Raw genomic sequence first — 24692 nt, forward strand, 5'->3', positions numbered from 1 at the left:
CATCGAACCTGCGAAACCCATCGCCATTCATCCCCTACCTAAGAGGAAGGAGTCTTCTGGCGAAACTGGGATAAAGATACCATCGACACCCTCCATGGCGGCAATCGTTTCGATCTGCTCTAAAGCCTCTTTCGTTTCACACTGAGGGATGACCATCAGCCGTTCATTACTGTTGGCGTAATAGGCTTCCAACGTATCCGTCGCAGCCCAGGGCAGCTGGCCGAATCCGGTCCCCCGGCCTTTGATGAATCCCCGCTGGCCAATAGGGGCATATTTGGCGAGGGCAACCGTCTTCTGAAAGTCCGCCACATCGCGCAGACAGGGCACGATCAGCCCTTGGGCCCCACAGTCCGCAGCCCGCTGTATCTCTTTGTGGTCAACATTGGCAATGCGCACGACCGGCACCAGGCCGACGCTCTCTGCCGCCCGGATGAGATGCATCATCGTTTCCGTATCGAAAGGACCGTGTTCCGTATCGATAATGACAAAATCCAGCCCGGTATACCCCAGGCACTCGACGAGCGATTCATTCCCCATACTGACAAACGTCCCGACAGCCCCTTCCCCGGCCTGGAACAAGTCCCGCAAGCGATTCAATGACATAAATATCTCCCCTTTGATTGAAAAGTCGTTTTCTCCATTATACCATGATATAATGGAAGAAAACACAGAGGAGGCATCATCATGAATATACAACATATCGGATTCATCGGGACCGGAGTCATGGGCAGCGGCATGATCCGGAATTTACAGAAAGCTGGCTATCCCGTCAACATCAACACGCGGACGAAAGCCAAGGCCGAAGATCTCATCCAGGAAGGCTGTCACTGGTTCGATTCGCAGGCAGAATTAGCCGCCCAATCGGACGTCGTCATTACCATGGTCGGCTATCCCCAGGATGTAGAAAACGTCTATTTCGGCGACCAAGGCGTCTTACAGGGCAAGCGCGGCGGCTTCGTCATTGATATGACGACATCGAGTCCCTCCCTGGCCAAGCGCATCTACGCCCAGGCCAAAAAACAGGGCATCGAAGCCTTGGATGCACCCGTTTCCGGTGGCGACATCGGCGCCCGTCAAGGGACACTGGCCATCATGGCCGGTGGCGAAGCCTCTGCCTTTGAAGCCATGAAACCTATTTTTTCAGCTATGGGCCAGACCCTGACCTATTTCGGCCCGGCTGGCAGCGGTCAATATGCCAAGATGAGCAACCAAATCGCCATCGCCTCGAACATGATGGGCGTCTGCGAAGCCATGGCCTACGCCAAAAAGAGCGGCCTTGACCCGGAAAAAGTCATCACTACCTTATCGGCCGGAGCCGCCGGCTCCTGGTCCCTGTCCCATCTGGCACCGCGCATGCTGAAAGGCGATACAGCACCAGGATTCTATATCAAGCACTTCCTCAAAGATATGCGCATCGCCATCGAATCGGCAGAAGAAATGGGGCTGGACCTGCCGGGACTCTGCTTAGCCAAAAAGCTCTACGACCAACTGGCCGCCCAGGGTATGGAAAATTGCGGGACTCAGGCCTTGTTCCAGTGGTATGATAAACAACACTAAGACAATCAAAGGGGACTCACATATGACAACACTTAAGGATGTGGCAAAACTCGCTGGCGTTTCGCCTTCTACCGTATCCATTGTGGTAAACCAAAAATATGATACGTTAAAAATTTCTCCAGCTACACAGGAAAAAGTACGCAAGGCAATCAGAGAACTAAATTATCAGCCTAATGTAGCTGCAAAAGTGTTGCGGCGCAATCAGACAAACGAATACATGATTGCGGTATATTGGGCCAATGATGCTCGCTCTGCTGTTATCGGCAGTATTTTGAAGGGCTTTCAACACACGATTGAATCGAATCATTATCCGGTCAATATAGTCATCCGCCCCTATCGTAATGGTACCCTCTCTCAGGAAACAGATTTGCAAACACGAGGAGCCTTTCACGCCGCTATCATTGCGAATACCGCTACAGAAGATATGAAATTTTTAGAATCTTTTTCTCCCATTATACCTACGGTCCTGTTCAATCGTTATTTAAAAAATTATAATACCGTAACCGTCGACAGCCATCAATTTGGTGACCTTGCAATAAAACCTTTTCTTAAAACGTCACCTGGACGCCTTGGGTTAATATCTTTAAAAAATCCTTATTTAGCCATGCAGACCCGTCAGCAGGCAGTTATACAAGCTTTCAAAAAGTTAAATTATCAAGTAGAAGAAACGCCTGCAATCAGCCAGGAAGATACAGCCGAAGCCGGGTACGAGGCTATGAAAGCATTTCCGACCAATAATTTGCCGGATATCGTTTACTGCGATTCGGATACCATTGCTTTTGGTGCTATCCGTTACTTACAGGAGTGTGGAATCCCGGTTCCTGAAAAAACGTTTTTTTTAGCTGCTGGTACCCAGACTCATGAGACGGCACAATTTTTAATGCCATCCTTAAAAACGCTGGAAATTCCGACTCAAAAAATAGCCAGCACCTGCCTGGACATCTTGATGCAGATTTTACAGGGCCATGAAAAGCCACCGCTTCATAAGCAATGCCTGCCTTTTATGATGTAAAGAGGGCTTGTCGTCGTGCGACAAGCCCTTTCCCTTTATTTACGAATATAATTTGGGGCACCCCAACGTTTCAAAGCCCATGAAGTCAACATAGGACAAAGGATAGCCGTTACGATGACACCGGCCGCAACCTGGACCGATGCCAGGACAGCCGTATCCGCCAACTCCGGAACAACCCCGGCAATAATAGCGGGCGTCGCTACGGCAGAACCTGCAATAGAAGCCAAAGAAGCTCCTGCATAACCGGGACGATGTAAAATAAACTTATCGGCAGCTACAATGACCAAACCACCAGCAGCAAAAGCTACGACGCCTAAAAGGATCCCACCAGCTCCAGCTTGGAACATCATGCCTAAATGGATAGATGAACCGATAGATATACCGACAAGAGGAATCAACACTCGCGTCCCGCCTTTAAAATAATTACGTACGCCAGGATAAACATTGCCTAACAGGATGCCTAACAACATCGGGAAAATAGTTGCAAATAAAGCTTTTAAGGGAATATCAGAAGCTCCCGAGGCACCTAAAGCGACCATAGCTAAAAAGGGACCATCCTTCAAGGATAAGACACTATATGCTCCCAAATCAATATCATCGCCGTATTCTCCAGTGATGGCTAAATAAATAGACCCATTAGAGCTCAATAAGGCCGTATATACCGCTAAGGCAGAAACGCCTAAAATACCGGCAGTTCCAAAAGCCATCATGAACAAAGTCCCTATCGCATATCCAGTAATGAACTTGGCCAGCAACAGGACACAGCCTCGTTTCAAGGCTGCCGGAGCCTCATTTAATTTCAACTGTGTACCGGCGAAGAATAAAACGGCCCCGGTCAGAGGAACAACGGCTGATTTAGAAAAAATGGCTGTTGTCAGACTCCCTATCTTGACAAAGTCTGGAAAAGCCGAATTAAACAGAATCGAAAGAAACATCGGAATAATCATGGCCGCAGCCGGAATCTTGCGAAACATAGTACAAGGAACGGTTTGGACAATATATTTCAGACTCATAAGATCACCTCATTTTTTCTTTTAAAAAGTTCATCAGCCAATTTTCATCCTGTAAAAGTAGTTTCCGCTTTGTATCCGCGTCTTCTTTATGAGCAGCTTTCGTCAATACCTCGTCGGCTATCGTCCGTGGAATAGAAAGAATACCATCATTATCTGCCACCAGGATATCACCGGGAGCAATGGGCACCTGTCCCAGCATAATGGGAACATTCATCATCCCAATACTCTTTCCAATAGGTGCCGCTTTGGGAGTATACCCTAGCGAAAATACAGGGAATCGGCTCTGGCAAATCGAATGACTGTCACGGATATATCCATTCATGATGACCCCTTGAATGCCTTGGCTCTGCGCTGTCCCGGCCATGATATCTCCCATATAGGCTAACCGGTCCCGACATCCTGTAATGACTAAAATATCACCTGCTTTGGCAGAGGCGATGGCTTTCCATAGAAATCCGACATGATTCCATTGCAATTGCACGGTAAAAGCCTGTCCGACGATCCTTGATGCCATATTCAGCGGGCGCAATGCGGCAGGCAGCATCAAGGGAGTTTCCATGACATCCGCAACGGCGGTCGTTGAAACAGACTGCCATTTCTTGTAATCGAAAACCATAATCATCGCTTCTTTCTTATAAATATGACACGGGATTGGTAATTTTGCCAGTAATCGCCGAAGCAGCTGCTACGGCTGGTGAAGATAGATACGTTTGAGACTTAGGGCTGCCTAATCGCCCTAAAAAGTTACGGTTATTTGTTCCTAACAGGACTTCACCATCTGCCAGCAAACCTCCGCTTCTCCCTTCACAAAGCGAACAATAGGGATGCGTTACCATGCAGCCTGCTTGAACCAGCGTTTCAATATATCCTGCTTCAATGGCTTGCTGTAAAATCGCTTTAGAAGCCGGCGTGACCAACATTTCAACAGACGGGGCCAAATGATGCCCTTTCAAAATCTGCGCGGCTACTGCCAAATCGGCTAAGCGCCCATTGGTACAAGACCCCAAAAAAATCTTATCGACACGAGTCCCCTCTAATCGGGTAATTTCCTGGACATTATCTACAGAGGGATGGGCTGCGATATAGGGAACAAATTGACTGGCATCATAGTGAAGGACGCGTTCATATTCGGCATCTTCATCCATATGGAGCCAGGAAATAGACGGGTAGTCTATCCCACTATAAGCGGCAGTCTGACGGTTCGGCTCAAATAATCCGACTTTGCCGCCACATTCGACAACCATATTGGAAATCGTTAACCGGTCATCCACAGACAAGGCGTCGACCGTAGAACCACAAAATTCCAAAGATTTATAAGTCCCGCCATCGGCCTTTAAATCGCCCAGGACACGTAAGATAATATCTTTAGCATAGACGCCTTTCGGTAAAGTCCCGTTGATTTCAATCTTTATGGCACTAGGTACACGGATCCACATCTCACCCGTTCCAAGAACCGCTGCCATTTCCGTATAGCCGATGCCCGTTGCAAAAGCGCCTACCGCTCCATACGTCGTCGTATGGGAATCAGTGACAAAAACGACATCGCCTGGTTTAGCATATCCCATTTCGGGCATCAGTTGATGACAGATACCTTCCCCTGCATGAACCTGACGAGCCCCGAATTGTTCCGCAAAACGACGTCCATATTGTAAATGTTCTGCATCCAGGGGCAGACACGTCGGCAATAAATGGTCAAATATGATGACAACTTTATCGGGATCCCAAGACTGAGTGAATCCCATTTCTACGAACTTCCGATACACATTGGTCGTATAAATATCATGAAACATGACGCAATCGGGATGCGTAATAACAATATCTCCCGGATGACAGTCTGGAAGTCCTGTATTATGCAGCAATAATTTTTCAGCTAATGTATGTCCCATAATTCTGTCTCCTTTACTGCAGATGATTTTTCTTCTGCATGCTCTTTACTAAGCCGCCATCAGCGATAATCTGAAAAATATAGTCAGGAATTTGAGGAATTTTATATTCTTTTCCACGACAGCGGATACAATGGTTGATTACGACTTCGACCTGGTCACCTTCAGAGCAATGGTCCGGCAAATCCGGGCATTCAATGAGCAGTAATCCATTATTGATGGCATTGCGGAAGAAAATCCGGGCAAAGGATTTGGCAATAATACATTTTATCTGTAATGCATGCAACCCTTCCGGTGCCTGTTCTCTGGAAGAACCACAGCCAAAGTTTTTCCCGGCTACTAGTATGTCACCAGCTTGAATCGACGAAGCCAGTTCAGGCCGTAAAGGTTCAAAAATATGTGTCTTCATATCATCTATATTATTCAACGTCAGCCATTGGGTAGGGATAATGATATCCGTATCAATATCATCGCCTAATTTCCAAATTTTTCCCTGAAATACTTTTTCCATATCATTCACGAATCCTTTCTTGACCATACAGCCGTCCCGTAATCGCACAACCAGCAGCTATGGCCGGCGATACCAGGTAGACTTTGGCCGTCTTTGAACCAGCACATCCTGGATAGTGGTATGATCCCGTAGATACCAGCACTTCTCCATCATCTAAAATGCCCTGCGCTTTTCCCCAGCAGACGCTGCACCCCTGATTCATGATCAAGGCACCGGCGTTGAGGAAATCTGAAATCAGACCTTCCCGCAAGGCCTGGCAATAAACCGAACTCGTCGCAGGCGCTATGATTAACCGCACTTTGTCTTGTACTTTATGGTTCCGGAGTACAGAAGCGGCGTTCCGCAAATCCGCTATTTTCCCACCACGGCATCCCCCAATAAAAACTTCTTGGACTTCAACGGCCTCCATGATTTCTTTCAACAGACAGACGTCTGAATTTTCACCGGGTTTCATGACCATAGGGACTATCTCATGAAGCGATAATTCATAATCTACGGGTATATCCACCTGTTTCGATACTATCACACTAAAGGCCCCTGCTTCTTTTATCCAATGGCAGAGATCAAAAAGTTCATCCATCGTATAACTGGCTAATCCATCACCGGTCAGTAAAACCAATGTTTGTGAATGACACGATTTCTGTACATGCTGAAATAAATAAACAGCCGCATCCTGAATCGATGTATTTTCAGGGAGTGACCCGGTCAAGGAGAGGGACAGCGTAGTCAGATTCGGCAACTGGACTTCTCCCTTTTGCAAATAATCCAGGAAATCCTCTTCACGGCAAGTAATCCCCAAAGCCCCGGCTGCCCCAAATCCATTCATATGTATCCCCGTTCCAATCATGACCTGATGAGTCAGGTCATGATTTTCCAATACACGAAGGTATCCAATCCCCTGACATTTTTCCAGGCGTATGCCTTGTTCCACAGCCCAGTCAATGAGCATGCGCTGCTTGGCTCCTACTGCAACCGTGCTATTAGGTACATCATGGTCTATGGTCACAATAAGCTTTTCCGGATTTTTAATTTCCGTTTGTACTAATTGTTGGACAAAGGCATCTGAAACAGCATCCGAAATCAGTGCCGTATCATACGGAATCCAGCCTCGCTGCTCCCTATGTGATGGCATGAAAAATAAATCTCGATTCATGTATACTCCTCCCTTGATTTTATTACAACGTTACAATATATAAATAGCATAAATTATAACGTTGTAATTGTCAATGAAATTAGTTTGCTAATTGCTCATCTTCAAACGCAATATATCTATTTTTATCATTAAAACGTTTAGGTTAATCGTATTAGAAAAGTATCAATAATTATGCTATACTTTGCTTACAAAGATTTACACGCAGCTAGAATTACCATTCGGAAAGGAGATATCTGATGGACATCCATGCCATACGCTGTTTTCAGCAAGTCTTTGAAAAGCAGAGCCTGCATCAGGCAGCGAAGGATCTGTGTATGACGCCGCAGGGCGTGAGCCGTATCATCAGCGCCTTAGAAGGAGAACTGCAAACAGCGCTCTTTATCCGCAGCCCCAAGGGCATGAAAGCGACGCCGGAAGGCCAGTATTTTTACCAGCATACGCAGCCGCTTCAACGACAGCTCCTGGACCTGCAACTTGGGATGCAGGCGTTGAAACGAAAGAAAACAGGCCTGCATATCGGCTTCTCCTGCGGCGTGCTGAATATCATTTCCATCCATGCCTTAAAGGAGCTGATGGCCGGTCATCCGGACAAGTCCCTGGAGTGGGTAGAAGACTTCAACGAAAAAATCGTACAGCTGATTGCCGACGACAGTCTGTCCTGTGGTTTGTGCATCGGCCCGATTCCGTCCGACGATTTTTTCCAACAGGAAATCTACCGCACTGGCATCGAGGCCGTCGTCTATCAGGGTCATCCTTTTTACGACAGGCTGTCGATTCCCATCGAAGACCTGAAAGGGCAGCCACTCATCAGTCTGAATGAGCATTTCTCCCTGTTCCATAATATTGTCAGGCGCTGTGCCGATTTTGGCTTTACCCCGCAGTTCGTCGTCAAGACCATGGAAAGCCGGCTCATCTACCATTTCTGTCAGGAACACGTAGGTATCGGCATCGACGTGAACATCCATGCGGCCCCGCCACCGCTCCGTTACGTGCCCATCACCGACGGGACGCCCTGGCGCGTCTTCTTTGTCTGTAAAAAAGAAAAGCGCGATGATTCCCTGTTCCAGGAAATCATCGCGGCCCTGATATCGAGTCTTCAACCATAGCAACAAATCGTTGACACCTGCTGTCGTTCCTTTGATGGACGGCAGCTCTTTTTTTGTGGTACCGTAGTAAGCGTAGCAAGAAAAGACATTGACCCAACCACATCGCAAACAGGAGGTTCACTATGACTCGAAAATTCCCGCATGTATCTAGTCCCATCACGATTGGACGCACTACGTTCCGGAACCGCATATTTTCAGCTCCCATGGGAGGAACGGATATTACCAACGATGGCTGTATCGGCCCGAAATCGACTGCTTTTTACGAACTGCGCGCCAAAGGCGGTGCCGCTGCCGTTACCGTTTCCGAATTGATGGTCCATCCCCAGACAGATGGCTCTCACGCTTACCACCTGGATGAATCCATTCTCAATTCCCTGGCTGCAGCCACCTACACGGCCGACGCCATCCGCCGGCACGGCGCCATCCCCTCGCTGGAGTTATCTCACTCCGGGCAGTTCGCCGGGACCTACATGACCGATAAAAACCGCCAGCACGGGCTCTGTCAGTGGGGTCCCAGCGAAGGGATGCGGGCCGACGGCGTTCCCGTCCGGGCCCTGACCCAGGAACTGATTGACGATATCGTGAAAGCCTACGGTCATGCTGCCGGACTGGCCAAGCGTGCCGGTTTTGAAATGGTCATGATTCACGGCGGCCATGGCTGGCTCATCAACCAGTTTCTTTCGCCGTTGTTCAACCATCGCCGCGACAGCTACGGCGGTTCCCTGGAAAACCGCGTCCGCTTCGCCATCGAAGTCCTGCAATCGGTCCGGGCAGCCGTCGGCCCCTTTTTCCCCATCGAATTCCGCATGAGCGGCGCTGAATTCACGGAAGGCGGCTATGACCTGGAAGAAGGCGTGCAGATTGCCAAGGCCATCGAAGACTACGCCGATATCATCCACGTGTCGGCCGGGACATATCAGAAAACCTTTGGCATCACGCACCCTTCGATGTTTGAAGCCCACGGCCGGAACGTCTATTTGGCAGCGAAAATCAAAAAACACGTCGGCAAGCCTGTCGCCACCATCGGCGGGCTGACCGATCCGGCCATGATGGAAGACATCATCGCTTCCGGACAGGCCGATATCGTCTATATGGCCCGTCAGCTGCTGGCGGACCCCGAAACGCCGCAGAAAATCATGGAAGGCCGGGATGAAGACATCGTCCACTGCCTGCGCTGTTTTACCTGCATGGCCGAACGGGCTGCGACCGCGACGCGCCGCTGTACGGTCAATCCCCTTATCGGCCGGGAACTGGACGGTACGGAAATCCAGCCGGCGCCGGTTGCAAAGAAAGTCCTCGTCGCTGGCGCCGGCCCTGGCGGATTGTATGCCGCCTATACGGCAGCCCGCCGCGGCCATCGCGTCATTCTCTGTGAAAAAGAAAGCGAAGTCGGAGGCATCCTGAAGAGTGAACAGGCCATCCCGTTCAAACGGGAAATGTATGAACTGGGAAAAACCTATGAACGCCTGGCCCGCCAGGCCGGCGTCGAAATCCGCCTAAATACGGAAGTGACCCCGGAATACGCCGCCAAAGAAAAGCCGCAGGCCTTGATCATCGCCGCCGGTTCCCGTCCCCTCGTCCCGCCCATCAAAGGGCTCGATGGCGACAATGTCATCATCGTGAACCAATATTATAAAGAAAAAGAGAAAGTCGGGAATCACGTCGTCGTCTTCGGCGGCGGGCTGGCTGGCTGCGAATGTGCTATCCATCTCGGGCAGGAAGGCAAAAAAGTCGAACTCATTGAAATGCGCCCATCCCTGGCACCGGATGCCAATGTCCGCCATCGCCCTCTGCTCCTGGCTCAAATCGAAAAGTATGTCCACGTCCACACGCAGTACCAAGGCCTTGAAGTCACGCCGGAAGGCGTCCTCTGTCAGGACCCGCAGGGCCAGCGCGTCCTCGTTCCCGGCGACACGGTCATCTGTGCTTTAGGACAGCGTTCCCACACCGACGTCGTAAAAGCCTTGCGGGACAGTGCCCCCTTCGTCCGCGTCATCGGAGACGCCGCCAAAGTGTCCACCATCACCAACGCCGTCTACTGGGGTTACTGGGCTGCCCTGGATATCTGATGACAGTCTCAGTCCTCATACCAGCCGAACAGTGTTTTTCCCGTTTCCAACTGCTGAATCCGGGCCATGTCATCGGCTGTCAGGATAACATCGAAAATATCGAGGTTCTCAACCATCCGTTCCCGATGCGATGATTTCGGGATGACGCCGATTCCCTGCTGTACCAGGTACTGCAGGGCAATCTGTGCGGCTGTCTTACCGTATTTCTGGCCAATAGTCTGCAAGACAGGTTCTTGGAATATCGGCTTTTTCCCCTCTGTAAAAGGGCTCCATGCCTGCATTTGTGTTCCCCGTGCTACCAATGCCTGCTGGAGCTCTTTTCGTCTGTAATAGACGTGGCATTCGACTTGGTTAATCATGGGGATGACATCACAGCTTCCGATAAAATCAAGGTACTGCCGGGCATTGAAATTAGAAATGCCGATGGCCCGGACAATGCCTTTACGATATGCTTCAGTCAAGGCCCGATACATGTCCAAAGCCTCATCATAGGGCTCGTGGATAAGCATCAAATCGATATAATCGGTCTGCAGCCGCGCCAGTGATTCTTCAATACCTTTCCAGGCCAGCTCATAGCCTGCCCGGGTCTGACACAGTTTCGTCGTAATGAAGATTTCCTCCCGGCGCAGGCCGCTTTCGGCCACGGCCTGACCGACGATAGCCTCATTATCGTACATGTGTGCCGTATCGATGAGACGGTAGCCGACGGATAAGGCCTCCCGGATGGCCCGCTTCCCCGCATCCCCTTTCAGCATCCACGTACCAAAACCGACAGCCGGCATAGTCAGGCCATTATTCAGAATGATGTGCTTGTGCATAAGTATCCACTTCCTAGAGGTTTTCGAGCAGCCGGATTTCGTTCTTCATGAGGTACCATGTCTTATCCGGCAGGCGGCCGTTGACGAGGTACTCGAAGGCCAGCTGCACGGACAAGCGTCCCTGGCGCGTCGGATGCTGGAACAGGATGGCCTTGACGATGCCGCAGCGCATCATTTCAACAGTGGTCGGCACGCTGTCAAAGGCGATGACGAGCGGCCGCTTCTCTTCTGGCAGCTGCATAACGGCCCGGCAGGCCCCGTAGACACCGCCGGCCATGCAGAACATCGCGGAAATATCGGGATGTTCCTGCAGCAATTCCTTCGTGCGCTCGTAAGAGCAAATCTCGTCATCGCCGTTCTCGACGATACCTGCGATGGTGAAATCCGGCAGGCGTTCCATGCGGTGGCGGAATCCTTCGAGGCGCAGCCGATGGCCGAGGACCTGGCGGCTTCCCATGACGAGTCCCACAGAGGCTTTCTTGCCGAGGAGGATTTCCAGGAGGGCACAAGCCGTCTCACCACCGTTAAAGTAATCGCTGCCGACATAGGCGCGGCGCTGCGAGCTGTCGATATCACTGACGACGGTGATGACGAAGATGCCATCAGCCACGAGCGAATCAATGGCCGCCGCGATGCGGGGATCGTCAATAGGGCTGATGATCAGCGCATTGACCTGGTGGCGCATCGACTCCATCAAGGCGAGCTGCTTTTCGACGTCGTAGCCTTTCATCAGATAGTAGCGGACCTTAAGGCCGTAGATAGCATAAGAACTTGCTGCCAGGTCCATGCCGTGGATGACATCGTCAAAGAAGGCATTGCCTTCGGACGGCAGCAGCACACCGATGACAGGATTGTTCTTGCGCGCTGCCAGCGCCTTGCCGGCAGGGTTCGGCTCGTAGCCGAGCTGCTTGGCCACCTTGCGGATCATGGCAGCCGTCTCGGCGTTGACGCGGCCGCGTCCGTTGAGGGCCCGGTCGACGGTTCCCCGCGACACCCCACAAAGTTCTGCTATTTTCTTCATCGTGACCATGACATTCACATCCTTATCCGCATGTAGCCGCATCCTCGTCGTCAGACTCCGGATTCCCTGCAACATGCTCTCTCTATAATAAACTCTCCTTATTGTAGCAAGTATTGCCCCAAGATTCTAGTCTTTCGTTCTTCTGGGTATGCCAAAAGATAGGCAGAACAGACAAAAGCCCTGCCCTCGGCGCCTCCTGTAAAAAGAGGCATTCCGGATGGCAGGACTCTTGCTTTCAACGAAATCCGTTAAAGCTTGCAGTTATCACCGCGCAGACCGATGTAGGCGCCGTCTTTATCGAGGCCGCTCTCAGCGTGCGCAAGCATCCACTTGTTGACGGCGAACAGCAGGCGGTCCTCGCCCGTCGCAGCGAGGGGATGGGTCAGCGGTTCATTCGTGCCGCGCGGCAGGACCACGCCACAGCGGAATTCCTGCCCGTCGATGCCACAAGGGGCGAAATGGAGCGTTGTCGCATAGAGTTCCACCGCCGTACCGGCCGGTACGAAGAAGAACTCGACCTGAGCCGTGTCATAAGTCAGCGTTTCGGGATCGATATCCTGTTGACGGCCCAACATGAGCACCAGGTCCGTCGCGGCAATGTCGATTTCCGAAGAGCGATGGTACTCGAGGGCATTGAGCGTATCGTTGTGGCCGCTGCAATGGCCGAGCTCAACAGGCATTTCGCCGTACGTCTTTTCCGTAAGTTCCTGGAAGAGCGGAAGCTTTTCCAGAGCCGGGACGGAAGCCTCATAGACCGTACCGTTCTCCGGGATGCTCAGCGACTTGAGCACAGCGCAGCATTCTTTCGTGTCCAGTGGCAGCACGCGGCCATACGGGCGGAACGCGGCGTCCTGGACAGATTTTGTATTTTTCATGATATTCACCTCATAAATCAACAGACAATATATAATGGCGTCAGCAGCCGATATTGCGGAGCTTCTTGCCAGACATCAGATTCTTTTCAATCTGTTCGAGTGTGACGTTCTTCGTTTCCGGTACAAAGGCAACGGTCAGGATGATGAAGAAGGCGTTGAGTACGGCGTAGAGCCAGAATGTATGCGCTGAACCGAGTGTATCGACGAGCGTCAGAAACGTGGCGCCGACAATCGCGCAGGTAATCCAGTTCGTCATGGTCGAGCAGGCGATGCCGAATTCACGGCTCTTGAGCGGCTGGATTTCGGAACAGAGTACCCAGACAATCGGACCAGCGCTCATGCCGAACCCGGCGATGCTGACCATGGTCATGACAGCGGCGAAGTAAGAAATCCAGGCCGGTGCCGTGCCGGCTTCGAGCAGGGCCATACAGATGCCGACGGCAGCCATGGAAACGGCCATGACGCCGAAACCGATTTTAAGTGCCGGTTTGCGGCCGGATTTATCGACCATACCGATGGCGATGAAAGTCGAAAGCGTGAATACGATCCCGTTGAGGACAGTGCCGATCATCTGATCTTCCGTGCTGGAAAAACCAGCCAGGCCCAAGATTTTCGGTGAATAATACATGATGACATTGAAGCCTGTGAACTGCTGCATAGCCTGGAGCAGTACGCCGAGGAAGACGACGCGGCGCACATTTTTATTCGTCTTGAAGAGCTGCCAGCCTTCCTGCTTGACCTTGAGCGTTTCCTTGATGTCATGTAATTCGTCTTCGGCAACCTGAGCACTCGCATGCAGGGAATGGAGCACAGAGGAAGCTTCCTCGAAGCGCCCCTTCGCTGCCAGCCAGCGCGGGCTGTCCGGCAGACGCAATACAGTCAGGATCAAGATAACGGCCGGGATGGCGATGACCGTGAGCATCATACGCCAGTCACCACTGTAGCTGAAAGCCGTATCCGAGAGGAAGGCCGCAAGGATGCCGACAGTGACCATGAGCTGATAGCCCGAGATGACCTTGCCGCGCGCGTCCTTATCGGACATTTCAGCCAGGTATAACGGAGCCGTATAGGAAGCGATGCCGACGGCCAGTCCGAGAATCAGGCGGAAGCCGATGAGCATATCCGCACCGCCAGACATACCCGAGCCGATGCAGCCGATGATGAAGAGCGCCGCACCGATGATCAAGCTCTTTTTGCGGCCGATGCCGCGTGCGAGGAACGAAGCGATGATGGCGCCCGTAGCCGCACCGACCATCATGGAACTCACGACCCATTCCTGTTCATGGCTCGAGAGCCCCCACTCCTGACTGATGAAGGGCAGAGCGCCGGAGATGACGCCCTGGTCAAGACCAAACAGCAGTCCAGCCATACCCGCTGCGAAGTAAATACATTTCCGGACCCAGGCAGCGCGCTTGACGGCTGCCTCTTGTGTACTTTTATCCATGATACTCTCCTTTTCTGTAAATGCCATGCATTTTTACCTTCTGTCCTCAAAGTGCAGTCAAATCATCGAAGCAGTCCTTGAGCTGTACATAGAGTTTCTTATATAATTGATGGCCTTTTTCGTAATAAGCATGAGACGATGCGTCCGGCTGGCACCAGGTATCCTGTTCGATGAATTCCTTGCAGGCCGTCTGCACATCAGGGAACATACCTGCGCCTACACCAGCGAGGATGGCAACGCCGAGCGCCGGTCCTTCCTCGGCTTTGATGGTCTTGACCTCACAGCCGTACATATCGGCGAGCATCTGGCGCCAGATGCGGCTCTTGCCACCGCCGCCACAGGCCATCATTTCGTTGACGTCGACCTTCATTTCGCGCAGGATATCGAAGCAGTCGAGCAGCGAGTAACTGACGCCTTCCATGACGGCGCGCAGCATATCGGCCTTCGTGTGGATAGCGGAAAGGCCGAAGAAAACGCCGCGGCAGTTCGGATTCAGATGCGGCGTGCGTTCGCCCATGAGATACGGCAGATACAGCAGGCGTCGGCTGCCAATCGGCACCTTGGCGACATCCTGATTGATGAGGTCATACGAATCGACGCCAAGGCGTGCAGCCTTGTCCTTGTAGACTTCAGCGAGATTGTCCCGGAACCAGCGCAGTGAAAGGCCGGCGGCCTGAGTAACGCCCATGACGTGCCAGCAGCCCGGCACGGCGCAGCAGAAGGTATGCACGCGGCCCTGCGGATCGATGCGCGGCTCACTCGTGTGAGCGAAGACAACGCCGCTCGTACCGATAGTCGTGAAGGCCCGGCCGTCAGAGACGATGCCCGTGCCCACAGCGGCTGCAGCATTATCGCCTGCACCGCCTACGACGACCGTATGGACGGACAAGCCCGTCTTTTCGGAAAACTCCCTGCTGATCGTACCAGTGACTTCCGGGGACTCATAGACCTTGGGCAGCAGCGCCTTATCGATGTCGAGCTTTTCCAGTATCTCATCGGACCAGCAGCGGTGCGGGATATCCAAAAGCTGCATGCCGCTCGCATCGGAAACGTCAGTCGCATACTCCCCGGTCATGCGGAAGCGGATGTAGTCCTTCGGCAGCAGGATATGACGACAGCGGCGGTAATTCTGGGCTTCGTGGTTGCGGACCCACAAGATTTTCGACGCCGTGAAACCGGTAAGTGCCGGATTCGCCGTGATGTCAATAAGGCGTTTCTTGCCGACGCGTTCAGTGATTTCCTCACATTCGCGGCCTGTGCGCTGGTCGCACCAGATGATGGAAGGCCGGATGACCTCATTTTTCTCATCGAGCATGACCAGCCCATGCATCTGCCCCGAAAGACCGATACCCTTGATGTCTGCCGCTTTAACACCCGAATCATGGATGACCTTGCGGATTGTCACGAGAACGGCGTCATACCAGTCGAGCGGTTCCTGTTCAGCCCAGCCGTTCTGCGGCTGGTAAAGCGGATACTCCTGCGATGCCGAGGATACAACGTGACAGTTCGCATCAAATAAGACCGTCTTCGTCGCCGACGTGCCGATATCGATGCCAATTAAATACTCCATATGAAATTTCTCCCTTCAATAGTTCTTCCTTATCGCATAGTTGATGTTTGCGTGCACGTGAACGCTTTGTATGAAAACAATATATCATAAGATAAAACACGCGTCAATAAAAATATTTCATTTTCTTTACAGAATATTTAATTTTCTTCATACGCCGTTTTTAGCGCCAACGATTGAAGGATAAGGCTATTATAGGAAAAATCGCTAATATCGCCACTATTGCCAATAAAACAAAGGAAATCCATAAAAAATATTTTCAAACAATTGACAATCTTATGTAACGAATGATATAGTAGCATCATAAGAAGCGTGCTCATGCACGCAATAAGAAATCATTTACCTGTTTAACGAACAATCTATCAAAAGGAGCGCATCATCATGAACATGAACAACATCCCTAATCTCAAATGCGGTATCCTCTCGGTCAGCCGTGACTGCTTCATCATCTCTCTTTCCGAGAACCGGCGCCATGCCATCGCAGAAGCCTACGCCAAGAAATACGGCTCTCTCTATGAAGTGACGAAGACCGTTGAGAACGAACGCGACATGCTGGCTGCCGTAAAGGAAGCCAAAGATGCCGGCTGCAATGCCCTCGTCGTCTTCCTCGGCAACTTCGGCCCGGAAACGCCGGAAACGCTGATTGCCCGCGAATTCGACGGCCCGGTCATGTACGTCGCCGCTGCCGAAGAAACAGGCAAGAACCTCATCAATGGCCGCGGCGATGCCTACTGCGGCATGCTCAACTGTTCCTATAACCTCGGCCTGCGCCACCTCAAGGCCTTCATTCCCGAATACCCCGTCGGCACGGCAGAAGACATTGCGGATATGATTGCCGAATTCCAGCCTGTCGCACGCACGCTGCTCGGCCTCAAGGACCTCAAGATTATCACCTTCGGCCCGCGTCCGCAGGACTTCTTCGCCTGCAACGCTCCGATTCAGCCGCTCTACGACCTCGGCGTCGAAATCGAAGAAAACTCCGAACTCGATCTGCTCGTCGCCTACCGCGCACATAAAGACGATCCGCGCATTAAGGACGTCGTAGCTGATATGACGCAGGAACTCGGCACGGAAGGCGGCAACCCCTATCCGGATCTGCTGCCGCGCATGGCGCAGTACGAACTCACGCTCCTGGACTGGATAGAAGAACACAAGGGCGCGCGCAAGTACGTGGCCTTTGCCAACAAATGCTGGCCGGCCTTCCCGACAGAATTCCGCTTCGAACCATGCTATGTCAACAGCCGCCTCGTCTCGCGCGGCATCCCCGTCGCCTGCGAAGTCGACATCTACGGTGCACTGTCTGAATACATCGGCCTCTGCGTTTCGCAGGATGCCGTCACGCTGCTCGACATCAACAACTCCGTGCCGAAAGATCTCTTCGAAGAACACATTAAAGGTACGAAAAACTACACCCTCCAGGATACCTTCATGGGCTTCCACTGTGGCAATACACCGCTCTGCAAACTCCGCAAAGGCGGCGTAAAATACCAGCTCATCCAGAACCGCCTGCTGGAAAACGGCAATACGCCGGATATCACGCGCGGCACGCTGGAAGGCGACATCGCCGACGGCGACATCACTTTCTTCCGCCTTCAGAGTACGTCTGACGGCCAGTTGCGCGCCTACATCGCCGAAGGCGAAGTCTTGCCGGCAGCTACGAACTCGTTCGGCGGTATCGGCATCTTCGCCATCCCCGAAATGGGCCGCTTCTACCGTCACGTGCTCATCGAAAAACACTTCCCCCATCACGGCGCCGTCGCCTTCGGCCATTTCGGCAAAGCTATCTTCTCCATCCTCAAGCAGCTCGACGTCGCCGACGTTTCCTTCAACCAGCCGAAAGGCATGCTCTACCCGAGTGAAAACCCGTTCGCTTGATGCGTAAAAAAGGGCTTGTCGCACGACGACAAGCCCTTTAAAGTTGTTAGTGGCTAGCAGTTAGTTGTTAGCGGATGGCTTTAAATTTGAAGGTTTTCTCTGCAAACTACAAACTCTGTTGCTACAAACTATAAAGTAAATGGGGCCTAGCATGATGACAGAAACCTTCGTGCGTGTTCCCCTGCTTTACTTCATAATCAGAATCGGGACCTGACTGCGCAGGAGGACGTAGTTGCTGACACTGCCCAAAAGGATTTTCTTTAAACCCGACAGGCCCCGGTTGCCGATGATGATCAAATCGGTCGGGTGTTCTTCACTGTACTGGACGATGTTCTTGGCCGGATCCCCGATTTGGACGACGGCCTGGACAGGAACTTCTTTAGGGATGCGGGGCATCAGCTTGAGCAGGACCTGATAGCCTTTTTCCTTTAATTCTCCCGGAATATAGCCGCCCGTACTGACCTGCTCAAAGGAATTGATTTCTTTATTCATATCGACGACGGTCAGCAGCGTCACCTGGCTGCCGCATTTTTCGGCCAGGTAGATGGCCTTTTCCAAGGCCCGCACAGACGGTTCCGAACCGTCGACAGGGACCAGGATGTGTTGAAATTCTTCCATCATGCATGTTCCTCCTTCTGTCGTGCCAGTTCTTTCTGCCGGGTTCCGTAAAAGACGAGGCAGAAGACGATGATAAGGCAGGCGAAATAAATGAGAAAGCCGCCGAATTCCGGGGCAATGTCCCAGAAGCCGGCACCGCGCAGGGTAATGTCGCGGGTAAATTCATATTCCCAGGTTAGCGGGAAAAAATGAGCGAAATAGCGGACCCACCAGCTCTGTTCCATGAGCGGGCTCGTCGCCCCGCCGAGGATGAAGCCCATGGGGATGAATAAGATCATGCGGCTGGCAGCGACGCCCGGATTGGCCGCGTTCCAGCCAAAGAGCAGGCTCATGACGCCGACGGTAGGAATATAGAAGCACTGGGTCAGGAAAAAGAGCCAGACACTGCCGGCAAAAGCCATATCGTTCAAATAATGAAGGATGACCATGCCGACGGTCAGCGCCGCCATAAGACAGGCACAATACGGGACGAGGCGGGACAGAATGGCAAAGGGCGTCCCCTCTTCCATGGTCTGTGCCAGCTGCCCGGTCATGCGCAGACGGGGAATCATGCCAATGGTGGCAAAGGTAAAGAACATGGATGAAAAGAAGAAGAGGAACCCTTGGACTTCGCCGTTATTCGCAGCCGATCCCTGGGGATTGAAGAGAAGCCGGTTGCGAAGGGTGATGCCCCGCTCAGCCCTTGAGGTTTCAGGGGCACTGAGCTTATTGTTTTCTTCGGCTATAATCGTATTGAGGGCTTCCATGATATCCGCATTCTGGGCGATACTGGTATTATCATAAAAGACCCCAATCTGGCCTGCCGCATCACTGTAGCGGTTCTTTTCCAGGTCCTTGGGGAAATAGACGACGGCAGCGAACCGGTCGCGGTAAAATAAAGCCTTGGGATCGACGGCACTGTAAAGGACCGTATCGATGTCGATATAGGGCGACGCATCCATTTCCTGGATGAGTTCATGACTGTATTTGGAATTATCCAGGTCGATGACAGCGACTGGCGCTTCCTGGACGAAGTTATTTCCAAGGAGGACCGTGAATAATACTGCACAGACGACGGCGACCAGCATAGCGACTTTTTCATAGGGCATGCCCATGCCGGAAAAGAGGAAGGCAATTTCATGTTTCAGGGAGTTCATGATCTGTCACCTCGATGGTCTGGCCCGGCCGGACATCCTGGCCGGGATCGGTATAAATACGGATTTGGAAAGCCGTTAAATCGGCCTGGCCTTTTTCCCGGGTTTCCTTCAAATCGGCAAATCCCGGTGCCTGAGTGATGAAGCGGATCGTCCCGGCAACGGACTGGCCATCGGACACAGCGACACCTGCCAAAGCCTGTCCTTCGTGAAGATGGACGGCCTGTTTTTCACTGACATAAATATCGTAATATTGGCGTTTGCTTTCCAGGAGGATGACCGGCGTGTCGGCCTGGACGATTTCCCCCTGTTTAGCCAAGAGCTTGAGTACTTTCCCATCTTCTGGCGCCCGCAGGGTCAGCCGGTCTTTCTGGACTTCCAGCTGCTGGAGCTGGACTTGGAGCTGATTGCGCTGCTGGACCAGCGACTCCCTGTCGTTGCGTTTATTGGCAATCGTCTGCCGTTGTTCTTCAATCTGCGGTAAATTGAGAGAATCACTATCGCCCGTGTCGACAGCGCCGCCTAATAATTTCGATAAGGCCTGTTGCTGCTGATTCATATTGGCCTGGGCCACGGACAAAGCCGCCTGTGAATCATCAAAATCAGCCTTGGCAATAGCGCCCTGGCTGTACAGCGAGGATTTGCGGTCGTAATCGCGCTGGGCATTGACCAGCGTCGCCGTTGCCGAATCAATAGCAGCCCGCTGCTGGTCAATCTGACGCCGGCTTTCTTCCTGCGACGTATCCGTCTGAGCAAAGCCGATGGCAATCGTCCCTTCCATCGAGCGGATCTGAGCATCGAGCTGGGCTATCTGGGCCTGGGTCTTGGCAATATCCAAATCGACGTCCGTACTGTCGAGCTGCATGAGGACGTCGCCGGCCTTGACTTCCTGCGATTCTTGAACGGCTTCGTTCACCATTTTCCCGCTGACGGACTGAAAGGAAACCTTGACCTGTTCCGCTGTCAATATCCCGTCTTTCTTGGCAATGCCCTGGGCTACGGCATCATTCCCCTTATACATAAGCAGGGCGCCGCCTGCCAAGAGGATGCCGATGAAAAAGATGCCCAGACGCCACGCTTTTTTTGGCAAATGCACTGTTTGTCCCTTCATTTGAATCTATCCTTTCTCTATTATAATTAGTTAACTAACTATATAACCAAATAATTTTGCTCACGTCATAAGGATACGTGAGCCTCATCCGAGCACATTGATTAGCTTGTTAATTATAGGAATATGTTAGAATAATCAGAAATGCCATCACTTAATCAGAAGCACTAAAATACCCGCTTTTCACAAATTATATTTTTCTCTATATGCACATTATATCACATTATAATGCTATATTGTAATATTTATTTTTGATAAATTTTTAACGAGTTGTGAATAAAGTCCAGTCCTGGGACTAGGACTGGACTTCTTTGGACAAGGCCCCTGCCGCCTTGGTTTCATCATCCAAGGACAATCGGGCCAGGCGTTCGATGAAAAAGACGCGATGGTTGAAGAAATTGACGAAGCGCCCGACGAGCATGGCCGATACCAGGGTACCGACGCCAAGGCCGGTCAGAGTCCCCAGGCCGCCATAAAGGGTCGACAAGATGACGGCTATGGTGACCATGGTCGAATCGAAGACGACTTTCGTCGATCCCATCCGCCACTTCCCGGTCTGGGCAATGGCTTTGACAACACCGTCGCCGGGCACCATCAGGACCTGCGACGCCACTTCGATACAGATGCCGAAGGCCAGGGTCGCACAGCCGGCCACTAAGAGGACCGAGGCCAGCGGCCAGCTCAATCCCTGTAATCCTGTCATGACGTGCATGAAAAAGTCGATGGCCGCGCTAAAGACGAAGTTAATGGCAATCTGCAACAACTCCACGGGTCGGAACTGACGGCGCAGCAGGGCCATCTGTAAGACGATGAAGGCCATGTTGAGGGCAAAGGTCAGCTGGCCGAAGGTCCACGGCGTATAGAGGCTGATGACGAGGGGCACGCTGGAAATGGGTGACGTCCCCAGGCTGGCGACGGTAATCAAGTCGATACCGAAAGCCGTCATCAAAATGCTGCCAATAAATACACTGATACGGATTTTCAAGTGATGCATATGCCGCATAATCAGTCCCCCCACTTTTTTTCGTTATCCATAATGCGATGAAACGTCTGCATGAACTGCTGGCGCGCTTCCGGTTCGATGCCCTGCCACATTTCATCGTCGATGCCGTAAATGACCTCTCGGATCCGCTTGGCCTTTTCCCATCCTTTTTCCGTCAGGAAGATGGCCACGCCCCGCAGATCTTCGGGCCGCGTTTCCTTGCGGATGAGTTCCAGCTTTTCCATGCGCTTCAGCAGGCTGGTCACCGTCGACTTGTCGATGATGCATTCCCGGCTGATATCCTTCTGACTGGCGCCGTCATGGAACCACAAGTATTCCAATATCTTAGGCTGCCCCGGCATGAGCCCTTCCCGCTTGATGCGGCGGCCGATTTCCCGGTTCGACCGATGAAACCCTAATAATAACAAAATATGCAATGCTTCCTCGTCCATCGCTATCCCTCCTGTAAATGGTTTGAATTAAAACTATTTAGTTGTAATTCAAACTAATTCAATTATATACCCAGGAGGTAAAAAGTCAATAGGTGTGTTTTCCCCCTGGGATACCTCTATGATACACGCATTTCGCGCCACGTTGAACATGAAATAACGACAAAGAAAATGCAAAAAGCGACAAAAAGGCGCTGTCGCATTAGGACAGCGCCTTTTCTGTAGGGGCGCCCCGTGGGGCGCCCGCTCCAGGATATGTACGATTTACCAACCACTTTGCTAGAAAAATCATCCATATTCTGAGACGGGCTCGCCACGTGCGAGCCCCTACCAAACCACAAACTCCATACTGCAAACTAACATCGATCTGCAATCACTGCGCCGTTTCGGCAGCAGGCAGTTCGCTGGTGCAGTGAGGGCAGCGGGTGGCATCGTCGGCAATGGGCTGGCGGCAGAACGGGCAGAGCCGCGGTTCGGGAGCCGGTTCCGGTTTCGGCAGGAATCGGTTCAGCTGCTTGAGGACCATGAAAATAGCAAAGGCGATAATCAGGAACTCAATGACTGTGTTAAGAAAGGAACCGTACGCAATGACAGGGATACCGGCGGCTTTCGCTTCGGCTAGGGAATCGACGTGTTCTGTACTCAAAGGGATGAAGAAGTCCGAAAAATCGATTCCGCCGAGGAGCACCCCAAAAGGAGGCATGATAATGTTATTGACCAGTGACGTGACGATTTTCCCAAAAGCTCCGCCGACGACGACACCGACTGCCATGTCCAGCACGTTCCCCCGCATGGCAAATTCTTTAAATTCCTTGATGATGCCCATGTTTTCCACTCCTATCTGTGGTGTAAAAAATAAATGATAAAGAAATAGGGACTCGCATGATGGTAGAAACCTTCGTGCGAATCCCCTATTTATCATAATGGAAAAAGGACAAGCTGACAATGATTTTTTATCTTTGTTACATTTATTTAATAAAGCGACAGGAGCTGCGGTAAAAGGCCCGATTCCTGCATGGCTTCGATACATTCCAGGATACCGACGGCCAGGACGAACCAGAGGACGTCGCCGGCAGCATGGCGGAAGACTTTCGGTTTGACCGTATATTCCTTGGGTTCATGGTATAGCGACCATTTCGGGAAAAACCGGGGCACTTCCCGGATGTACGCACTGTACGGTTCCCCAAACAGGCGGTGCAGCCGGACTTCTTCGGTATGGATGACCGGGATGTACATAACGGCGAAGAGGAGAACCAACACTGCCGTCAGTGTCAGCGATTCCGTGCACAGGCCGACGCCGATGCCGCCGAGGAAGCTGAAGAAATACAGCGGATTCCGGCAGACTGAGTACGGCCCTTCGCGGACCAGGACGTCATTCTTATAGCCGGCAATATACTGGGCGCACCACATGCGGCCTGCCATGGCGGCGCCGACGCAGAGACAGCCCACGAGGAACAAGATGCCCGAAATATACGGGGCGATGACATCAAATTCCTTTTGCGAGAACATGAATAACAATACAAACAGAAGCCCAATGACTTGAGAAATACGGGTGCGGTAATGGTCCAGGAAATACATGGTGACTCCTCCTCTTGTCCTAATTGATAGTGTTAGTATAAAAGGCATTTCTAACGAAAGATTAGGCAAAAGTTAAAGGAATTATAAAGATTTGTGAACAGACCGCGTATCCTTTGTAACAACATTTGTGATACAATAAAAGAAATGCAATTCGTCCATTTCAAAGGAGGAACCTATGATGATCAAAAAATTACTGATATTTACCCTCAGCGCCATGCTCTGCTGCGGTGCGGCCGTGGCGGCTGACACGACGACGTCCATGACCGACAAGGCACGCCAGGCCGAAACACAGACCCTGCCGTCAACGATCAAGCATCTTGACCTGGTCCTAGTCCTCGATAAGAGCGGCTCCATGTACGGTCTGGAAAGCGATACCATCGGCGGTTACAACGCCATGATTGCCAAGGAAAAAGACCTCGACGTCGACACCAAAGTCACGACGGTCCTGTTCAACAATAAAGTCGACATCCTGACGGACCGCAGCAACATCAACAGCCTGTCGGATATGACGACGAAAGACTACCGCGTCGGCGGTTCGACAGCCCTCCTCGATGCCGTAGGCAATACGATTGCCAAGATTTCTGATACACCGGGGATTTCCGACAAGGACCATAAGGTCATCTTCGTCATCATCACAGACGGCCAGGAAAATGCCAGCACGGAATATTCCAAGGCGACGATCCAGAAAATGATTTCCGATAAAAAAGCCCAGGGCTGGGACTTCATTTTCCTCGGAGCCAATATCGACGCCGCCTCGGAAGCCCAGAACCTGGGTATTGATGCTGACCATGCCGTCAAATATCGCAACACTTCGACGGGCGTCCAGAAGAACTTCGCCGCCATTGCCGCTTACACGCGCAGTGCCGTCCAACAGCAAGACGACGACTCCTGGAAAGATAAGATTGAAAAAGATAAGTAAG

General features: G+C 51.8%; 24 protein-coding genes. 6 read left to right on the forward strand and 18 right to left on the reverse strand.

Going from position 1 to position 24692, the window contains the following annotated elements; translation table 11 throughout:
- Positions 1–27: 27 nt before the first annotated feature.
- The gene (locus ACE418_RS10245; RefSeq protein WP_416450517.1) at positions 28–603 is read right to left on the reverse strand and encodes an HpcH/HpaI aldolase family protein; all 576 of its coding nucleotides are present in this window, start codon (positions 601–603) and stop codon (positions 28–30) included.
- A gap of 81 nt (positions 604–684) precedes the next feature.
- On the opposite strand from ACE418_RS10245, the gene ACE418_RS10250 reads away from it, so the two are divergent.
- Together ACE418_RS10250 and ACE418_RS10255 are read left to right on the forward strand one after the other, a co-directional pair.
- The gene (locus tag ACE418_RS10250; protein ID WP_416450518.1) at positions 685–1557 is read left to right on the forward strand and encodes an NAD(P)-dependent oxidoreductase; all 873 of its coding nucleotides are present in this window, start codon (positions 685–687) and stop codon (positions 1555–1557) included.
- Positions 1558–1579: 22 nt separating this feature from the next.
- Positions 1580–2569, forward strand: coding sequence for a LacI family DNA-binding transcriptional regulator (locus ACE418_RS10255; RefSeq protein ID WP_416450519.1), 990 nt, complete (start codon positions 1580–1582; stop codon positions 2567–2569).
- A 35-nt stretch (positions 2570–2604) separates the two neighbouring features.
- Here ACE418_RS10255 and ACE418_RS10260 read toward each other — a convergent pair whose 3' ends face one another.
- Genes ACE418_RS10260 through ACE418_RS10280 form a run of 5 tightly spaced genes read right to left on the reverse strand, consistent with a single transcriptional unit; the run spans position 2605 to position 7129 of the window.
- Positions 2605–3582 (reverse strand): 2-keto-3-deoxygluconate permease, encoded by a 978-nt coding sequence (locus ACE418_RS10260; protein WP_416450520.1) that lies wholly within the window; start codon positions 3580–3582, stop codon positions 2605–2607.
- A gap of 4 nt (positions 3583–3586) precedes the next feature.
- On the reverse strand, positions 3587–4198 hold the full coding sequence (locus ACE418_RS10265; RefSeq protein ID WP_416450521.1) for an RraA family protein: 612 nt from the start codon (positions 4196–4198) through the stop codon (positions 3587–3589).
- Positions 4199–4214: 16 nt separating this feature from the next.
- Positions 4215–5468, reverse strand: coding sequence for an aconitase/3-isopropylmalate dehydratase large subunit family protein (locus tag ACE418_RS10270; RefSeq protein WP_416450522.1), 1254 nt, complete (start codon positions 5466–5468; stop codon positions 4215–4217).
- 13 nt (positions 5469–5481) lie between these two features.
- A complete protein-coding gene (locus ACE418_RS10275) occupies positions 5482–5976 on the reverse strand; it encodes a LeuD/DmdB family oxidoreductase small subunit (protein WP_416450523.1) in 495 nt (164 codons plus the stop codon).
- 1 nt (position 5977) lies between these two features.
- Positions 5978–7129, reverse strand: coding sequence for an aconitase family protein (locus ACE418_RS10280; RefSeq protein WP_416450524.1), 1152 nt, complete (start codon positions 7127–7129; stop codon positions 5978–5980).
- A 236-nt stretch (positions 7130–7365) separates the two neighbouring features.
- Here ACE418_RS10280 and ACE418_RS10285 point away from each other — a divergent pair, with 236 nt between their 5' ends.
- Both ACE418_RS10285 and ACE418_RS10290 read left to right on the forward strand, forming a co-directional pair.
- Positions 7366–8235 (forward strand): LysR family transcriptional regulator, encoded by an 870-nt coding sequence (locus ACE418_RS10285; RefSeq protein WP_416450525.1) that lies wholly within the window; start codon positions 7366–7368, stop codon positions 8233–8235.
- A 122-nt stretch (positions 8236–8357) separates the two neighbouring features.
- Positions 8358–10304 carry an oxidoreductase gene (locus ACE418_RS10290; protein ID WP_416450526.1) on the forward strand — a complete coding sequence of 649 codons (1947 nt, stop codon included), beginning with the start codon at positions 8358–8360 and terminating at the stop codon, positions 10302–10304.
- A gap of 8 nt (positions 10305–10312) precedes the next feature.
- Here the strand turns inward: ACE418_RS10290 and ACE418_RS10295 are convergent, their stop codons facing one another.
- The 5 genes from ACE418_RS10295 to xylB form a co-directional block, all read right to left on the reverse strand.
- Positions 10313–11122 (reverse strand): aldo/keto reductase, encoded by an 810-nt coding sequence (locus tag ACE418_RS10295; RefSeq protein ID WP_416450527.1) that lies wholly within the window; start codon positions 11120–11122, stop codon positions 10313–10315.
- A gap of 13 nt (positions 11123–11135) precedes the next feature.
- A complete protein-coding gene (locus ACE418_RS10300) occupies positions 11136–12218 on the reverse strand; it encodes a LacI family DNA-binding transcriptional regulator (protein WP_416450528.1) in 1083 nt (360 codons plus the stop codon).
- A gap of 173 nt (positions 12219–12391) precedes the next feature.
- Positions 12392–13018 carry a DUF4867 family protein gene (locus ACE418_RS10305; protein WP_416450529.1) on the reverse strand — a complete coding sequence of 209 codons (627 nt, stop codon included), beginning with the start codon at positions 13016–13018 and terminating at the stop codon, positions 12392–12394.
- 40 nt (positions 13019–13058) lie between these two features.
- Positions 13059–14462: a sugar porter family MFS transporter gene (locus tag ACE418_RS10310; protein ID WP_416450530.1), complete on the reverse strand. Its 1404-nt coding sequence runs from the start codon at positions 14460–14462 to the stop codon at positions 13059–13061.
- A 46-nt stretch (positions 14463–14508) separates the two neighbouring features.
- Complete coding sequence (gene xylB / locus ACE418_RS10315) at positions 14509–16032, reverse strand: xylulokinase (RefSeq protein WP_416450531.1); 1524 nt, start codon at positions 16030–16032, stop codon at positions 14509–14511.
- 378 nt (positions 16033–16410) lie between these two features.
- Between xylB and ACE418_RS10320 the strand changes: the two genes are divergently transcribed.
- Positions 16411–17904, forward strand: a complete 1494-nt coding sequence (locus ACE418_RS10320; protein ID WP_416450532.1) for an L-fucose/L-arabinose isomerase family protein — start codon at positions 16411–16413, stop codon at positions 17902–17904.
- A gap of 186 nt (positions 17905–18090) precedes the next feature.
- Here ACE418_RS10320 and ACE418_RS10325 read toward each other — a convergent pair whose 3' ends face one another.
- The 7 genes from ACE418_RS10325 to ACE418_RS10355 all read right to left on the reverse strand — a co-directional run bounded on the left by ACE418_RS10325 (position 18091) and on the right by ACE418_RS10355 (position 23772).
- The gene (locus tag ACE418_RS10325; RefSeq protein WP_416450533.1) at positions 18091–18525 is read right to left on the reverse strand and encodes a universal stress protein; all 435 of its coding nucleotides are present in this window, start codon (positions 18523–18525) and stop codon (positions 18091–18093) included.
- Positions 18522–19658, reverse strand: a complete 1137-nt coding sequence (locus ACE418_RS10330) for an ABC transporter permease (RefSeq protein WP_416450534.1) — start codon at positions 19656–19658, stop codon at positions 18522–18524. The genes ACE418_RS10325 and ACE418_RS10330 overlap by 4 nt, the downstream gene beginning before the upstream one ends.
- On the reverse strand, positions 19639–20745 hold the full coding sequence (locus tag ACE418_RS10335) for an HlyD family secretion protein (protein WP_416450535.1): 1107 nt from the start codon (positions 20743–20745) through the stop codon (positions 19639–19641). Before ACE418_RS10335 ends, ACE418_RS10330 begins: the two co-directional genes overlap by 20 nt.
- A 313-nt stretch (positions 20746–21058) precedes the next feature.
- On the reverse strand, positions 21059–21766 hold the full coding sequence (locus tag ACE418_RS10340; protein ID WP_416450536.1) for a YczE/YyaS/YitT family protein: 708 nt from the start codon (positions 21764–21766) through the stop codon (positions 21059–21061).
- Positions 21767–21768: 2 nt separating this feature from the next.
- Positions 21769–22197, reverse strand: a complete 429-nt coding sequence (locus ACE418_RS10345; protein ID WP_416450537.1) for a MarR family winged helix-turn-helix transcriptional regulator — start codon at positions 22195–22197, stop codon at positions 21769–21771.
- Positions 22198–22567: 370 nt separating this feature from the next.
- The gene (gene mscL, locus ACE418_RS10350; protein ID WP_416450538.1) at positions 22568–23020 is read right to left on the reverse strand and encodes a large conductance mechanosensitive channel protein MscL; all 453 of its coding nucleotides are present in this window, start codon (positions 23018–23020) and stop codon (positions 22568–22570) included.
- 146 nt (positions 23021–23166) lie between these two features.
- Positions 23167–23772, reverse strand: a complete 606-nt coding sequence (locus tag ACE418_RS10355; RefSeq protein WP_416450539.1) for a methyltransferase family protein — start codon at positions 23770–23772, stop codon at positions 23167–23169.
- 175 nt (positions 23773–23947) lie between these two features.
- On the opposite strand from ACE418_RS10355, the gene ACE418_RS10360 reads away from it, so the two are divergent.
- Positions 23948–24691 (forward strand): vWA domain-containing protein, encoded by a 744-nt coding sequence (locus ACE418_RS10360; RefSeq protein ID WP_416450540.1) that lies wholly within the window; start codon positions 23948–23950, stop codon positions 24689–24691.
- The last annotated feature ends 1 nt before the right edge of the window (position 24692 follow it).

Source organism: Megasphaera jansseni (assembly GCF_047974155.1).
Classification (GTDB): domain Bacteria; phylum Bacillota; class Negativicutes; order Veillonellales; family Megasphaeraceae; genus Megasphaera.

Coding starts and splice junctions, on each gene's coding strand:
- ACE418_RS10245 (WP_416450517.1), bottom strand. CDS start 603: ATGTCATTGAATCGCTTGCGGGACTTGTTCCAGGCCGGGGAAGGGGCT.
- ACE418_RS10250 (WP_416450518.1), top strand. CDS start 685: ATGAATATACAACATATCGGATTCATCGGGACCGGAGTCATGGGCAGC.
- ACE418_RS10255 (WP_416450519.1), top strand. CDS start 1,580: ATGACAACACTTAAGGATGTGGCAAAACTCGCTGGCGTTTCGCCTTCT.
- ACE418_RS10260 (WP_416450520.1), bottom strand. CDS start 3,582: ATGAGTCTGAAATATATTGTCCAAACCGTTCCTTGTACTATGTTTCGC.
- ACE418_RS10265 (WP_416450521.1), bottom strand. CDS start 4,198: ATGGTTTTCGATTACAAGAAATGGCAGTCTGTTTCAACGACCGCCGTT.
- ACE418_RS10270 (WP_416450522.1), bottom strand. CDS start 5,468: ATGGGACATACATTAGCTGAAAAATTATTGCTGCATAATACAGGACTT.
- ACE418_RS10275 (WP_416450523.1), bottom strand. CDS start 5,976: ATGGAAAAAGTATTTCAGGGAAAAATTTGGAAATTAGGCGATGATATT.
- ACE418_RS10280 (WP_416450524.1), bottom strand. CDS start 7,129: ATGAATCGAGATTTATTTTTCATGCCATCACATAGGGAGCAGCGAGGC.
- ACE418_RS10285 (WP_416450525.1), top strand. CDS start 7,366: ATGGACATCCATGCCATACGCTGTTTTCAGCAAGTCTTTGAAAAGCAG.
- ACE418_RS10290 (WP_416450526.1), top strand. CDS start 8,358: ATGACTCGAAAATTCCCGCATGTATCTAGTCCCATCACGATTGGACGC.
- ACE418_RS10295 (WP_416450527.1), bottom strand. CDS start 11,122: ATGCACAAGCACATCATTCTGAATAATGGCCTGACTATGCCGGCTGTC.
- ACE418_RS10300 (WP_416450528.1), bottom strand. CDS start 12,218: ATGTTGCAGGGAATCCGGAGTCTGACGACGAGGATGCGGCTACATGCG.
- ACE418_RS10305 (WP_416450529.1), bottom strand. CDS start 13,018: ATGAAAAATACAAAATCTGTCCAGGACGCCGCGTTCCGCCCGTATGGC.
- ACE418_RS10310 (WP_416450530.1), bottom strand. CDS start 14,462: ATGGATAAAAGTACACAAGAGGCAGCCGTCAAGCGCGCTGCCTGGGTC.
- xylB (WP_416450531.1), bottom strand. CDS start 16,032: ATGGAGTATTTAATTGGCATCGATATCGGCACGTCGGCGACGAAGACG.
- ACE418_RS10320 (WP_416450532.1), top strand. CDS start 16,411: ATGAACATGAACAACATCCCTAATCTCAAATGCGGTATCCTCTCGGTC.
- ACE418_RS10325 (WP_416450533.1), bottom strand. CDS start 18,525: ATGATGGAAGAATTTCAACACATCCTGGTCCCTGTCGACGGTTCGGAA.
- ACE418_RS10330 (WP_416450534.1), bottom strand. CDS start 19,658: ATGAACTCCCTGAAACATGAAATTGCCTTCCTCTTTTCCGGCATGGGC.
- ACE418_RS10340 (WP_416450536.1), bottom strand. CDS start 21,766: ATGCGGCATATGCATCACTTGAAAATCCGTATCAGTGTATTTATTGGC.
- ACE418_RS10345 (WP_416450537.1), bottom strand. CDS start 22,197: ATGGACGAGGAAGCATTGCATATTTTGTTATTATTAGGGTTTCATCGG.
- mscL (WP_416450538.1), bottom strand. CDS start 23,020: ATGGGCATCATCAAGGAATTTAAAGAATTTGCCATGCGGGGGAACGTG.
- ACE418_RS10355 (WP_416450539.1), bottom strand. CDS start 23,772: ATGTATTTCCTGGACCATTACCGCACCCGTATTTCTCAAGTCATTGGG.
- ACE418_RS10360 (WP_416450540.1), top strand. CDS start 23,948: ATGATGATCAAAAAATTACTGATATTTACCCTCAGCGCCATGCTCTGC.